The sequence below is a fragment of the Streptomyces sp. NPDC030296 genome (genome assembly GCF_055572815.1).
Map to the genome: position 1 here is coordinate 506,376 of NZ_JBVICQ010000003.1, position 13,031 is coordinate 519,406.

Genomic DNA, 13,031 nt, shown 5'->3' on the forward strand with positions numbered 1-13,031 from the left:
GGGCCGGTCCAATGCCGGTTGGGGACGCAGTGATGCATGGCGCTCATCAGGGCGTGGGTGTAGAGCGCGGCCTCCTGCAGCTGGGGCGGCCGGCCGGGCCGCACGTGAAGCTGAGTGAACCTCAGCGGCTACTTCGCCACCCGCTTCGGCTGCCAGGCGAACGCCGAGAATGACGCCGACCTCGCCACCCTCGCCGAGCACTGGCGCGACTGCGCCCGCCACATCGACGATGTCGTGTACATCCTCGCCGGCCGGCGCACCGGTGCCGGGTTGATCGTCGGCGGAGGGCTGCACCGGGGCCCGAACGGCGCCGCCGACGAGATCGGGAACCTGCGCCTGCTGGCTGGTGCGACGCCCCCGGGCGGCCTGGAGGCCCACGGTGCCGACGCCGCGGCCGTGTTCGGCGCCGCGCCGAGCGACCTCGAGGCCGCCGACGCCGTACGCGCCTGCGCGTCCGCCCTCGCCGACGGCATCTCGGCCTCGTCCTGACCCTCGACCCCGGGCTCGTCGTCATCGGCGGGGGGACTCTCCCGCGCGGGCGACCGGCTTCCGCAACCGCTGCGCGACCGGGTGAACGAACTGTGCTTGACGCACCCCGGACGCGGGAAGGGCGGCGGCGCCCATGTCGATCAGTTCCGCGCGGGCGTCGTACGACGGGCCGGTCGCGTCGTCGAGCTGCTGGACGAGTCGGTCGTGGTCGGACGTGCCGTGTCGCGTCTCCCGCCGCGCGCCACGGCCAGGGACCGGGTGAGTGCCGGATCGCTCATTTGTACGTTCGGTTAATCGGATGTGTCGGATGTATTGACGCGGCTCCTTTTCCGGATTTAGCCTCTGCCCGATTTCGCGAACAGTGTTCGATATGTCGTCCAACCTGCCTGATCTGACAGTGAGTTGACCATGAGGCTTCCAGCCGGAGCGCCGCCCACCTGAACCTGAGAAGCACAGACACCCGGCCCGTGTCGCAACCGCCCCACCTGGGCGGTCGCACTGCTCGCGCGTCCTGACCCGCCGTCACCGCAGCTCCCTGGGCGCAGCGGTGAAACACCGTCGTGCGGATCCCCCCGTCCGGCCCGCGCGGTGTCCGGGTCCTGTCCCGCCCCCTCCGAGACCAAGTTCCCCCCGCCACCCCGCTCCCCCTTCGCCCGGCGGTGGCACCCGCACCCGACAGGAGATCCGATGTCTGCGCTCCGCGCCCGGCTGACGGTGATATTGCTCGCCGTCTGCCTCCTCTTCACGGGCCAAGCCCTCACCACACCCCGACAAGCGGCCGCCGCCGACCCGGGCTACCTGATGGTGCACTTCACCGGCGACTCCGCGACCGGTCAGATGCTGTACCTCGCGCACAGCACGGACGGCCTGCACTGGAACGACCTCAACGGCGGAGCGCCGATCCTCAACTCCAAGATCGGCACGAAGGGGGTGCGCGACCCCGCACTGGTGCGCTCTCCCGACGGCAGCAAGTACTGGATCATCGCGACCGACCTGTGCATCCGCTGCGGCTCGACGTACACCAACGGCAGCCCCAACTTCGTGGTGTGGGAGTCGACCGACCTGGTGACCTGGTCCAAGCCGTGGCTGCTCCCCGCCGCCTCCCTGGTCCCCGGCGGAAAGAACGCGTGGGCGCCGGAGGCGATCTGGAACCCCGAGACCAACGACTACGTCCTGTACTGGTCGACGAACGCCACGGTCAACGGCATCTTCAAGTACCGCATCTACGCCGCCCGCACCAAGGACTTCCGCACCATCACCACCCCGCAGATCTGGATCGACCCGCCCGGCAGCACCCCGGTCGTCGACACCCAGATGACCGAGGTGCCCGCGGGTACCGGCCCCTACCGCTACCTGCGCGCCTCCGGCGACGGCCAGAACAACATCGAGGGCAGCAACTCGATCCTCGGGACCTGGACCAACCTCGGCAACCTCTCCAGCCTCGGCCTCACCGGCAACGTGGTCGAAGGCCCGGTCTGGATGAAGTTCCAGAACAGCAATCAGTGGGCCCTCTACATCGACCACAACAACGCACAGGGCGTACGCGAATACCGGCCGATCCTGACGACCAACCCGTTCGACGTCAGCACCTACCAGCTCCAGCCGACGACCAGCTACGACATGGGCGGCACCGCCAAGCGCCACGGCGCGATCATGCCCCTCACCTCCGCCGAGGAGAGCCGCGTCCTCGCCCGCTGGCCCAACACCCCCGCGCAGCGGCTCCAGTCGTACAACTTCCAGGACCGGTACGTGCGCCAGATCGACTTCGACGTGCGCATCGACCCGAACGTCAGCCCCGTCGAAGACTCCCAGTTCCGGATCAGGCCCGGCCTGGCGGGCACCGGCACCGTCTCCTTCGAGTCGGTGACCCACCCCGGCTACTTCCTGCGCCACGCCAACTACGACTTCCAGCTCGTCCTGAACGACGGCTCCGCCCAGTTCGCCGCCGACGCCACCTTCAACAAGGTCGCCGGCCTCGCCGACCCCGCCTGGTCGTCCTTCCAGTCGTACAACCACCCCGACCGCTACATCCGCCACTACGCCTACCAGCTCCGCCTCGACCCCATCACCACCACTCTGGGCCGCGGTGACGCCACCTTCCGTGTGACGAACTGACCCGCATCGCCAGCGGTGCCGGCGCCTCCAGGTCGGCGCCGGCACCGATGCGTACCAGTTGGCCCACCGCGGCTCCCTGGAGCTGACGAGGGACCGAACCCGTGGGCGGCTCCGGGCAGGGGCCGCCCACGGTTATGGATCCGCCCGCTTCTTCCCTACGCCCCGGAGGCACCAGATGAGCGCAACCCCCCTCCCGTCGCGCCGGCTCTTCCTCGGCATGGCCGCGGCCGTGCCGCTGTCCACCACCGGCGTGCTGGCCCTCGGCAGCCGGTCCGCGAGCGCCGCGACGACCTCCCCGTACGTCATGGCCTACTTCACCCAGTCACCGAGAAACCTCGGCACGGACTACGGCCTGCACCTCGCCGTCAGCACCGACGCACTGCAATGGATGCCGCTGAACCAGAACAACCCTGTCGTCACCCCGACCGCGGGCGACCTCGGTCTGCGCGACCCCTTCATCCTGCCCAAGCAGGACGGCACCTACGTCGTCATGGCGACCAATCTGAAGGGCACCGACTGGACCAAGAAGACCCCGTACATCCACGTCTGGGACTCCGCCGACCTGCGCTCCTTCGACAACTACCGTCTGCTGAAACTGCACGACATGGCCACCCACACCTGGGCGCCCGAAGCCTTCTGGGACCCCTCCCGCGGCCAGTACGCCCTCATCTACTCGGCCGTCAACAGCAGCGGCCACAACGTGATCATGGTGAACTACACCACGGACTTCCAGACGGTGACGGCACCGCAGGTCTTCTTCGACCCGGGCTACGACATCATCGACGGCACTCTGGCCAAGGACGTGAACGGCGTCAACTACCTGTACTACAAGGGCCGCAACAGCCTGGTGGGCGCGAGGTCCACCTCCCTCGCCCCCGGCAGCTTCACCCAGTTCACCTCGGGCCTGGCGCCGCAGGGAGGCATCGAGGGCCCGATCCTCGCCGAGGCCTCCGGCACCTGGTACCTGTGGGGCGACGCCAACGCGCTCTTCTACGCCTACCAGACCAACGACCTCTCCACCGGCACCTGGACCGCCACCGACCGGCGCCTCTACACCCAGCCGCTGAACTCCAAGCACGCCGACATCAAGCCGATCCCCCAGACGGTGTACGACAACATGGTCACCAAGTGGGGAAAGCCCGCCTGGAACCGGCTCAAGTCCTACAACTTCCCGGACAGATACTGGCGGCACCTCGACTCCCTCGGCCGCATCGACCCGTACCCGTTCGACCCCTACACCGACTCGCAATGGAAGCTGGTGCCGGGGCTGGCCGACCCCTCCGGCGTCTCCTTCCAGTCCGTCACCGCCCCGACCCGCTACCTGCGGCACGCCTACTACCAGCTGCGACTGGACGCCAACGACGGCACCGCGAAGTTCGCCCAGGACGCCACCTTCCACAAGACGGCCGGGCTCGCCGACCCATCCTGGTCCTCGTTCCGCTCCCACAACTACCCGGACCGCTACATCCGGCACTTCAACTACGCGCTGCGCATCGACCCGATCTCCACCGCCACCGGCAGAGCCGACGCCACGTTCTCCGTCTGGTACTGAGGCGACGCGCACGCTCCGAATGCGCCCGGATCGTGGTGGTTCGGGGGATGTCGATCTCTTCGCGTGGGCAGCTCTCGGGGAGGGAGGCCGGCAGGTCGGGGGAGGGGGATCCATGTGGGTGGCGTTGGCGATTCTCGGGGTGCTGCTCGTGTTCAACGGTGAGGTGCGGGTGCTCGCGGTCGCCGCAGCGGTGCTCCTGCTCTGGCTGGGGCACAAACGCGGCAACATGCTGATGACGGCGGCCGGTGCGGGTGCTCTCGCCCTGCTGTGGTTCGTGGCGTTCTAGTCCTAGGGCGTGTCCGCGAGGCCCCGCCCGCCACGGGTCGCCGCCCGGCACGCCTGCGCGTACGCCCGGACCAGGGGGCGTCGGGCGTCGTCCTTGCGCCAGGCCAGGACGTAGCGGCTCGGGGGAACGCCCCGCACGGGGCGGGTCGTCACGCCGCCCAGGGTGAGGAGGGGCACGTTGCCCGCGGCGACGAGGCAGACGCCCAGGCCGGCGAGCAGGGCCTCGTACGTCTCCTCCGTGCCGGCGATCTCCGCGCCGATACGGGGCGGACGGCCGTCGCGGGCCTCCAGGGCGAGCCAGTGGTCCCGCAGCGGGCCCGCGCTCTCCGGCAGGGCCAGGAACGGCTCGTCCAGGAGGTCGGCGAAGTCGATCTCGGCGCGGGCGGCGAGGGGGTGCGTGTCCGGGAGAGCCACCCGCACGGGCTCCTCGGCCATCACCGTCCACGCGTAACGGTCCTGGTCGGGGACGGGCAGCCAGATGAACGCCACGTCCGCGTCGCCGTCCGCCAGACCCGCCGTCGGGTCCGCCCAGTTCACCTGGCGCAGCCGGATCACGGCCTCCGGACGGGCCGCCGTGAAACGGGACCGGACGGCGGGGAGCAGGCCGCCGCGGCCGGGGCTCGTGCTCATCCCCACCACCAGCGTGCTCCGCTGCGCCGTGCGCACCTCCTCGACCGCCGCCGCGCCCTCCTCCCACGCCTCCAGCACCCGCCGGGCGTACGGCAGGAGGGCCTCGCCCGCCGGAGTGAGCGCCGCTCCCTGCCGTTCACGCCGGAACAGCTCCACCCCCAGCCGGCGCTCCAGCGCGCGGATCTGCTTGCTCAGCGCCGGCTGGGAGACGTAGAGGCGCTCGGCGGCGCGGGTGAAGTGCAGTTCCTCGGCGACGGTGACGAAGTACCGCAGATCCCGGCCGTGTACGTCCGTGGTCATAACCATCGGCTATCACCGAAGGTCTTGGACGCACAAGCACCGTTCGCCGCAGGCTTGTCGGTGTCGGAACGGTCACCGGCGCTGATCGAGGCGGGTGGCCACGGATCGAACGCGGAACGGGGAGTCGTCATGAACAAGGTGTGGCTGGTGACCGGGGCGAGCAGCGGTTTCGGGCGGGCGATCGCCGAGGCGGCGCTGGCGGACGGGGACGTGGTGATCGGCGCAGCCCGGCGCACCGGCGCGCTGGACGACCTGGTGGCCGCGCACCCCGACCAGATGGAGACCCTCGCCCTCGACGTCACCGACACGGGTGCGGCGGAGGCCGCCGTACGGGACGTGCTGACCCGGCACGGGCGGATCGACGTGCTGGTCAACAACGCGGGGCGGACCCATGTGGGGGCCTTCGAGGAGACCACGGACGCGGAGCTGCGGGCGCTGTTCGACCTGCATGTGTTCGGGCCGGCCGCGTTGACGCGCGCCGTGCTGCCGGCCATGCGGGACCGGCGGTCGGGGGCCGTCGTGCAGATGAGCAGCGTGGGCGGCCAGGGGTCGTTCGCCGGGTTCTCCGCGTACAGCGGGACGAAGTTCGCGCTGGAGGGCATGTCGGAGGCGCTCGCGGACGAGGTGGCGGAGTTCGGGATCAAGGTGCTGATCGTCGAGCCGGGGGCGTTCCGCACGGCACTGTTCGAGAGCGGCCGGGCGGGAGTGAGCGCGGACAGCGGGGTGTACGGGAAGGTCGACGCGACCAGGGGGTTCGTGGAGGGCGGGGACGGTACGCAGCCCGGGGACCCCGTCAAGGCGGCGGCGTTGATCCTGGCCGCGCTGGAGGCCGAGCGCACCCCGCTGCGACTGCCGCTCGGCGACGACAGCGTGACCACGATCCTGGAGCACCTGGAAGGGGTGCGCGAGGAGGTCCTCACCTGGGAGAAGCGGGCGCGGGCGACGGCGTTCGACGCGTGACCGGGAGCGGCAGCGGGAGCGTGAGGGGGAGCGGGAGCGTGAGGGGGAGGGGACGGGTGCGGGCACGGGGGCCTCAGCTGGTCGCAGGCGTAGCCGCTCGTGATCAGTACACCTAGCCCCCCGCCACCCCCGACTTCAGCCCCGCCCCGCAGAGTGGGACCACCGCCGTGCGGCTCCCCAGGACCCCCTCCCGTACGGCGGCCCAGCAGGCCACTCCCGTCGCCTCGACGAACAGGCCCCGGGAGGCGAGATCGTGCTGGGCGTGGCGGAGTTGGTCCTCGGTGGCGGTGAGGAACCTGCCGCCGGAGTCGCGTACGGCCCGCAGGATCTGGCGGGCCCGGGGCGGGCGCGGGATGGCGATGCCCTCGGCGTGGGTCGGCGCCATGGGGGTGGTGCCGACGAGATCGTCCGCGCCCTCGGCCCACGCGTGGGCCAGGGGGGCGACCGCCGCCGACTGGACGGCGTACAGGGCCGGTCGGCGGTCGATCAGGCCCGCCGCGTGGAGTTCGGCGACGGCGAGAGCGGCGCCGAGCAGCAGCGTGCCGTTGCCGACCGGGACGACCAGGACGTCCGGGAGGCGGCCGCCGAGGTCCTCCCACAGCTCGTGGACGTAGGTCTTCGTGCCGTGGAGGAAGTAGGGGTTGTAGACGTGCGAGGCGTAGAAGACGCCCTCCTCGTCCGCCGCCTCGCGGGCCGCGGCCGCCGCCGCCTCGCGGTCCCCCTCGACGATCCGGAGCCGCGCGCCGTGCACGTCGATCTGCTCCAGCTTCTTCGCCGAGGTGCCGACGGGGACGTACACCGTGCAGGGCAGCGCGGCGCGCGCGCAGTACGCGGCGACCGCCGTGCCCGCGTTGCCGCTGCTGTCGGCGACGACCCGGCTCGGCCCGAGCCGCAGGGCCAGTTCGGCGAGGAGCACCGCGCCCCGGTCCTTGAAGGACAGCGTCGGCATCAGATAGTCGAGCTTCGCGGAGACGCCGTCCGTGAGCTCGACGAGCGGGGTGCGGCCCTCGCCGAGAGAGACCGACGGTGTGGCGAGGGGAAGGCACTCGGCGTACCGCCAGAGCGAGTTCACCCGGCCGGTCAGGGACTTGAGGGGGGCGGGGGTGGGCGCGAAGTCCAGGTCCAGGGGGCCGCGGCAGGCCGGGCAGCACCAGGCGAGGGAGGCGGCGGGGACGCGGGTGCCGTCCGTCGGGCAGAAGCGATCCGGCAGAGGTGTCATGCACGCAGGGTAAGTGGGGGCGTCGCCGACGGTGACGTATGACGGTGTGTCATGGCAGTGGCATGACCATCGTGTCGCGGCCGCCGTTCCCTGGTGTGCGGGGGCTTGTGCAATTCCTTCAGAGGCCTCAATCTTTCGGCTGACGCACAGGAACCCCACAGAGTTTTGACATGGGCATGATCTTCGCGATGCCCTCTCGCGCGTCCGCGTGTGTGCGTCGTCCCCCATCAGCGCACCACCGATCGAGGAGGACCCTCAGATGGCAGTGATGCGTCAGAACCGGCGAAGACTGGCCCTGATCGGCGCGGTGACCACCGCGGCGCTCGCCTCCGGCCTCGTCTCCGCCCTCCCCGCCACCGCCGCGACGGACGGCCGGATCCAGTACGCCGGCGCGGCCGACGCTGTGAAGGACAGTTACATCGTCACCCTGAAGGCGGACGCCAAGGCCGGCTCCGGCAAGGGCAGGGCCCTGGCCGAGCGGTACGGCGCCGAGATCGAGCGCACGTACACCAAGGCGCTCAACGGCTATGAGGTCGAGGCCACCGAGGCCGAGGCGAAACGATTCGCCGCTGACCCGAACGTCGTCTCCGTCGTCCAGAACCGCACCTTCCGCATCACGGCGACACAGCCCAACCCGCCCTCCTGGGGCCTGGACCGCATCGACCAGTCGGCGCTGCCGCTCAACCAGAGCTACAGCTACGACGACACCGCGGGCGAGGGCGTCACCGTGTACGTCATCGACACCGGTGTGCGCATCTCGCACAGCGACTTCGGCGGCCGCGCGGTGGACGGCTACGACGCCGTCGACAACGACAACACCGCCCAGGACGGCCACGGCCACGGCACGCATGTCGCGGGAACCGTCGCCGGCACGGCGTACGGCGTCGCCAAGAAGGCCAAGATCGTCGGCGTGCGCGTCCTGAACAACTCGGGCCAGGGCACCACCGCGCAGGTCGTCGCCGGCATCGACTGGGTGACGGCCAACGCCGTCAAGCCGGCCGTCGCCAACATGAGCCTCGGCGGCCCGGGCGACACCGCGATCGACACCGCCGTGCGCAACGCCGTCGCCTCCGGCGTCACCTTCGCCGTCGCGGCCGGCAACGAGACGACCAACGCCTCCACCCGTTCCCCCGCCCGCGTCACGGAGGCCATCACCGTCGGTGCCACCACCAGCTCCGACGCCAAGGCGAGCTACTCCAACTACGGCACCGTCCTGGACCTGTTCGCCCCCGGCTCCTCCATCACCTCCGCCTGGCGCACCAGCGACACGGCGACCAACACCATCTCCGGTACGTCGATGGCGAGCCCGCATGTCGCAGGAGCCGCCGCGCTGTACCTGGCGGACAACTCCACGGCCACCCCGGCGGCCGTCCAGACGGCCCTGGTGAACGCCGCCACCACCGGTGTCGTCACCAGCCCCGGCACGGGCTCGCCCAACCGTCTGCTGAACGTGGGCGGCGGAGGGACCACACCGCCGCCGACCGGGCCGCGCTTCGAGAACACGGCCGACTACGCGGTCAACGACAACTCCACCGCGGAGTCGCCGATCACCGTCAGCGGTGTCACCGGTAACGCGCCGTCCTCACTCAGCGTGCCCGTGAACATCGTCCACACCTATATCGGTGACCTCCAAGTGCAGTTGGTCGCTCCCGATGGCACCGCGTACACACTGAAGGCGTACGGAGCCGGCGGCAGCGCGGACAACATCAACACCACGTACACGGTGAACGCCTCCTCGGAGGTCGCCAACGGCGTGTGGAAGCTCCGGGTGAGCGACAACGCCGCGCTGGACACGGGCCGCATCGACTCATGGGCCCTCCAGTTCTGATCCCGGACCCAGGGCCTGTCGTTTGGATCCCGCCTGTGCCGCCGGGCTTGGTGCGCACATCTGCGGCGTGGTCGTCGGTTGCCAGTTCCCCCACGCTCGAACAACCTCGCGCGGGGACCCCCACGACAGGCCCTGGCCCCGGGCTTTCCGTCCCGGGGCCAGGGATTCCGGATCCCGGCCGCACGGCCTACTGGTCGGCCACGGGCCGGGCGGGAGCGACACCACCGGTGCCGGACCCTCTGGGGCCGCGCCCCGCGTGTCGCCCCCGCCCGGCCCCGCGCTTACCATGCGCCAAGCCGTACGAAGGTCGTACGTCAGTTCCTCTCACTCCGGCGCAAGGAGCACGCGACCCGTGGCCACACCCCCGCCCCCCGGTGCCCAGCCGCCCCAGGGCGGCCCGTTTCCGCCTCCGGGGCAGCCGCAGTCCGGGCAGCCGCAGTCCGCGTCGGGACAGCCGTACCCGGTGGCGCCCCAGCCCTGGGGCCAGGCCTGGGGGCGGGCCTACCCGGCGCCGCTGCCCCCGCAGGTCAACGGGCTCGCGATCGCCGCGCTCGTCCTGGGCGTCATGTGCCTGCTGCCGGGCGCGGGTCTGGTCCTCGGCGTCCTCGCCCTGGTGCAGATCAAGCGGAAGGGGGAGCGCGGCAAGGGCATGGCGGTGGCCGGAATCGCACTGTCGGCGACCGGTGCGCTACTGATGACGCTCGCGCTCACCACGGGCGGCGCGCGCGACGCGTGGGACGGCTTCCGGGACGCGGCGAGCGGCGCGGGCACGACCTTCTCGGTGAAGAAGGGCGAGTGCTTCGACGCGCCGAACGGCTCCCTGGAGGGCTACGCGTACGACGTGGACGTGGTGCCGTGCGAGGGGAGGCACGACGCCGAGGTGTTCGCCGAGTTCTCGCTGCCGGACGGGGCGTACCCGGGCGACGACGAGGTCGAGGACGCCGCCGGTGACCGGTGCTACGACCTGTCCGCCTCGTACGTCATGGACACCTGGGCGATGCCGGCCGACGTCGACGTGTACTACTACACGCCCACCCGGCAGAGCTGGCGGTACGGCGACCGCCAGGTGGCCTGTGTGTTCGGCAACGAGGACGCGGAGGCGGGCCTGACCGGCTCGCTGCGTCAGGACGGGACCACCCTCGACGCCGACCAGTTCGCGTTCCTCCAGGCCGACGCCCTCCTCAACGAGGCCTTCGAGGGCCTGCCCGACACCGACTACGTCAGTGACGACCTGCCCGCCCACAAGGCGTGGGCGCCCGATGTGGTCGACGCCCTGGAGCAGCAGGCGGCGGCCCTGCGGGCGCACGACTGGGAGCCCGGCGCCGAGAAGGCGGTGACCGCCTACGCCAGGGCTCTGGACCGGGCCCGCGAGGAGTGGCAGGGCGCCGCCGACGCGAGCGACGCCGACGAGTTCAGTGACCACTGGGACCGCGCGCACCGGCTGACCGACGGCCCCAAGGCGGTCACGGCCCGCGAGGCTCTGGGTCTGGCCACCACTCCGGAGATCAGCGACGAGGACGGCACGGGCGAGGGCGACGGCGAGAGCGAGCCCCGCGCGCAGGTGTGACGGCGTCCATAGCGGGGAGAAACTGCCTGCGTAAAGGCCTCCCCGGGCACATGTCATCACATCGAGTGATTCCTTGGCCTTCGCTTGCATGGCACAACCGACGGTTGCCAGGCTGTTGCTGTCTGTACAGCCTGATGGGAGCGGCCAGTGACTTTCGGTGAGCAGCCGGCGTATCTGCGTGTCGCGGGTGATCTCCGCAAGAAGATCGTGAACGGATCGCTGCCGCCGCACACCCGTCTTCCCTCCCAGGCGCGGATCCGCGAGGAGTACGGCGTCTCCGACACGGTCGCGCTGGAGGCGCGCAAGGTGCTCATGGCCGAGGGGCTGGTCGAGGGCCGCTCCGGATCGGGCACGTATGTGCGGGAGCGGCCGGTGCCGCGTCGGGTGGCCCGTTCCGGGTTCCGTCCCGTCGGCGGGGCCACGCCGTTCCGGCAGGAGCAGGCAGACGTCGCCGCCCGCGGCACCTGGGAGTCCCGCAGCGAACAGGTCGAGGCGAGCGGCGCGATCGCGGAGCGGCTGGCCATCCAGCCCGGGGACCGGGTGATGTGCACGAAGTACACGTTCCGGGACGCGGGCGAGGTGATGATGCTCTCCACCTCCTGGGAGCCCCTCGCCCTCACCGGGCGGACCCCCGTGATGCTCCCCGAGGAGGGGCCGCTGGGCGGAATGGGCGTCGTGGAGCGCATGGCCGCGATCGACGTGATCGTGGACAACGTCACGGAGGAGGTCGGCGCCCGCCCCGGCCTCGCGGAGGAACTCCTCGCCCTGGGCGGCGTCCCCGGGCATGTCGTCCTGGTCGTGCAGCGGACGTACTTCGCCTCGGGGCGCCCGGTGGAGACGGCGGACGTGGTGGTGCCGGCCGACCGGTACCGGGTCTCCTACCACCTGCCGGTCAAGTGAGCGGCGCCATCTGCCCGTCGGGGCCTGACCGTCCGTCGGGGCCTGTGGTCCGTCGGGGTCGGCCCGCCCGTCCCGGGATTCCAAAGATTCGGTGTGTATCGGACGGTGACGCGGGCATGGGTCAAGTGGCCTTTGCCTGAGGGAAGTTGGAAGTGTCGGGGCTTTCGGGGGCGTCCGAACACCGTTCGAATCCGGTCGTTCTTGCCGCCGGGCGGCGGTGCGCCCCGATGGCCTCCCGGTACGCCCTAGAGGCGCTGTACGGCTGCTCGTTGGGGCGCGGAAAGGTGCACGGGTGGTGAGCGACGGCGCGTTCGACGGGGTGCGCCGCTCTCATCTTGGCTTGTTGCGTACCTCTTTGTGAAAAGACGGATTCGCTGCGTAAAGGTTGGGCGTACGCTCGGGCATATGCGGATTGCGGTTTCCTTAGGTGGCGGGGTGCGGCGGAATCCGGGGACGGGACTCGGATCGGCCGAGGCGGGAAGGAGCGGTGGGGGTCGATGAGCGACGGCACGATCACTCTTCCCTGGCTCGTCATAAGGCAGGACGACAACGGCAATCGCTATCGCGTCGGCCGGTACGCGACCCGCGCCGAGGCGCAGAAGATCGCGGACAGCCTCGACAATCGCGGACACAAGCAGCTCTACTGGGTCGAGCGCATCGGACAGAACGGTCAGAGTGGGAGCAAGTGATTCACCCCGCCCGACGTCTCCGTCCGCTCCCGTAGGCTCCCGCGCATGACCGAACCGATCGTGGTGGTGGGTGCCGCCCTGCTGAAGGACGGCCGGCTGCTCGCCGCGCGTCGCAGCGCGCCGCCCGAGCTGGCCGGGCGCTGGGAGTTGCCCGGCGGCAAGGTGGAGCCCGGCGAGCCCCCCGAGCAGGCCCTCGTGCGGGAGCTGCGCGAGGAACTCGGCGTCGAGGCGAAGTCCGCCGAGCGGGTGCCGGGGGAGTGGCCGGTGGGCTCCGGCTACGTCCTGCGCGTCTGGATCGCGCATCTCCTCTCCGGGGAGCCCCGGCCGCTGGAGGACCACGACGAGCTGCGCTGGCTCAGCGCCGACGAGGTGTGGGACGTCGACTGGCTCGACCAGGACGTTCCGGCCGTGATGGAGACCGTGCGGCTGGCCTGGGGTCCCGGGGGCGTCTGAGCGGCCTCCGTCTCGGCGAAACGGCCCGCATTTCCCCGTCGCGC

12 protein-coding genes are annotated in these 13,031 nt (G+C 71.0%); 10 read left to right on the forward strand and 2 right to left on the reverse strand.

The window, feature by feature from the left end; all coding sequences use genetic code 11:
• Positions 1 to 114 precede the first annotated feature (114 nt).
• From ACZ4Z3_RS10315 to ACZ4Z3_RS10330, 4 genes are all read left to right on the forward strand, one after another.
• Entirely contained in the window at positions 115 to 489 is a 375-nt protein-coding gene (locus ACZ4Z3_RS10315; RefSeq protein ID WP_468500565.1) for an ROK family protein, read from the forward strand.
• 687 nt (positions 490 to 1,176) lie between these two features.
• Positions 1,177 to 2,604 (forward strand): glycoside hydrolase family 43 protein, encoded by a 1,428-nt coding sequence (locus tag ACZ4Z3_RS10320; RefSeq protein ID WP_468500566.1) that lies wholly within the window; start codon positions 1,177 to 1,179, stop codon positions 2,602 to 2,604.
• A gap of 175 nt (positions 2,605 to 2,779) precedes the next feature.
• On the forward strand, positions 2,780 to 4,156 hold the full coding sequence (locus tag ACZ4Z3_RS10325; protein WP_468500567.1) for a glycoside hydrolase family 43 protein: 1,377 nt from the start codon (positions 2,780 to 2,782) through the stop codon (positions 4,154 to 4,156).
• Positions 4,157 to 4,274: 118 nt separating this feature from the next.
• A complete protein-coding gene (locus ACZ4Z3_RS10330) occupies positions 4,275 to 4,442 on the forward strand; it encodes a hypothetical protein (protein ID WP_468500850.1) in 168 nt (55 codons plus the stop codon).
• 2 nt (positions 4,443 to 4,444) lie between these two features.
• Here ACZ4Z3_RS10330 and ACZ4Z3_RS10335 read toward each other — a convergent pair whose 3' ends face one another.
• Positions 4,445 to 5,377, reverse strand: a complete 933-nt coding sequence (locus ACZ4Z3_RS10335; RefSeq protein ID WP_468500568.1) for a LysR family transcriptional regulator — start codon at positions 5,375 to 5,377, stop codon at positions 4,445 to 4,447.
• 123 nt (positions 5,378 to 5,500) lie between these two features.
• Here ACZ4Z3_RS10335 and ACZ4Z3_RS10340 point away from each other — a divergent pair, with 123 nt between their 5' ends.
• Complete coding sequence (locus ACZ4Z3_RS10340) at positions 5,501 to 6,331, forward strand: SDR family NAD(P)-dependent oxidoreductase (RefSeq protein ID WP_468500569.1); 831 nt, start codon at positions 5,501 to 5,503, stop codon at positions 6,329 to 6,331.
• 112 nt (positions 6,332 to 6,443) lie between these two features.
• Here the strand turns inward: ACZ4Z3_RS10340 and ACZ4Z3_RS10345 are convergent, their stop codons facing one another.
• A complete protein-coding gene (locus tag ACZ4Z3_RS10345) occupies positions 6,444 to 7,550 on the reverse strand; it encodes a pyridoxal-phosphate dependent enzyme (protein ID WP_468500570.1) in 1,107 nt (368 codons plus the stop codon).
• Positions 7,551 to 7,809: 259 nt separating this feature from the next.
• Between ACZ4Z3_RS10345 and ACZ4Z3_RS10350 the strand changes: the two genes are divergently transcribed.
• The 5 genes from ACZ4Z3_RS10350 (at position 7,810) to ACZ4Z3_RS10370 (ending at position 12,987) form a co-directional block, all read left to right on the forward strand.
• The gene (locus tag ACZ4Z3_RS10350) at positions 7,810 to 9,378 is read left to right on the forward strand and encodes a S8 family peptidase (protein WP_468500571.1); all 1,569 of its coding nucleotides are present in this window, start codon (positions 7,810 to 7,812) and stop codon (positions 9,376 to 9,378) included.
• Between the two features lie 352 nt (positions 9,379 to 9,730).
• Positions 9,731 to 10,945: a DUF4190 domain-containing protein gene (locus tag ACZ4Z3_RS10355; RefSeq protein ID WP_468500572.1), complete on the forward strand. Its 1,215-nt coding sequence runs from the start codon at positions 9,731 to 9,733 to the stop codon at positions 10,943 to 10,945.
• A 147-nt stretch (positions 10,946 to 11,092) separates the two neighbouring features.
• Positions 11,093 to 11,845 carry a GntR family transcriptional regulator gene (locus tag ACZ4Z3_RS10360; RefSeq protein WP_055538431.1) on the forward strand — a complete coding sequence of 251 codons (753 nt, stop codon included), beginning with the start codon at positions 11,093 to 11,095 and terminating at the stop codon, positions 11,843 to 11,845.
• A gap of 497 nt (positions 11,846 to 12,342) precedes the next feature.
• Positions 12,343 to 12,534 carry an SPOR domain-containing protein gene (locus tag ACZ4Z3_RS10365; RefSeq protein WP_468500573.1) on the forward strand — a complete coding sequence of 64 codons (192 nt, stop codon included), beginning with the start codon at positions 12,343 to 12,345 and terminating at the stop codon, positions 12,532 to 12,534.
• A gap of 45 nt (positions 12,535 to 12,579) precedes the next feature.
• Positions 12,580 to 12,987 carry a (deoxy)nucleoside triphosphate pyrophosphohydrolase gene (locus ACZ4Z3_RS10370; protein ID WP_055713410.1) on the forward strand — a complete coding sequence of 136 codons (408 nt, stop codon included), beginning with the start codon at positions 12,580 to 12,582 and terminating at the stop codon, positions 12,985 to 12,987.
• Positions 12,988 to 13,031: the final 44 nt, after the last annotated feature.

Excerpts from the sequence above, each read along its gene's own strand:
- ACZ4Z3_RS10320 (WP_468500566.1), top strand. The coding sequence starts at position 1,177 with ATGTCTGCGCTCCGCGCCCGGCTGACGGTGATATTGCTCGCCGTCTGC.
- ACZ4Z3_RS10325 (WP_468500567.1), top strand. The coding sequence starts at position 2,780 with ATGAGCGCAACCCCCCTCCCGTCGCGCCGGCTCTTCCTCGGCATGGCC.
- ACZ4Z3_RS10335 (WP_468500568.1), bottom strand. The coding sequence starts at position 5,377 with ATGGTTATGACCACGGACGTACACGGCCGGGATCTGCGGTACTTCGTC.
- ACZ4Z3_RS10340 (WP_468500569.1), top strand. The coding sequence starts at position 5,501 with ATGAACAAGGTGTGGCTGGTGACCGGGGCGAGCAGCGGTTTCGGGCGG.
- ACZ4Z3_RS10345 (WP_468500570.1), bottom strand. The coding sequence starts at position 7,550 with ATGACACCTCTGCCGGATCGCTTCTGCCCGACGGACGGCACCCGCGTC.
- ACZ4Z3_RS10350 (WP_468500571.1), top strand. The coding sequence starts at position 7,810 with ATGGCAGTGATGCGTCAGAACCGGCGAAGACTGGCCCTGATCGGCGCG.
- ACZ4Z3_RS10365 (WP_468500573.1), top strand. The coding sequence starts at position 12,343 with ATGAGCGACGGCACGATCACTCTTCCCTGGCTCGTCATAAGGCAGGAC.
- ACZ4Z3_RS10370 (WP_055713410.1), top strand. The coding sequence starts at position 12,580 with ATGACCGAACCGATCGTGGTGGTGGGTGCCGCCCTGCTGAAGGACGGC.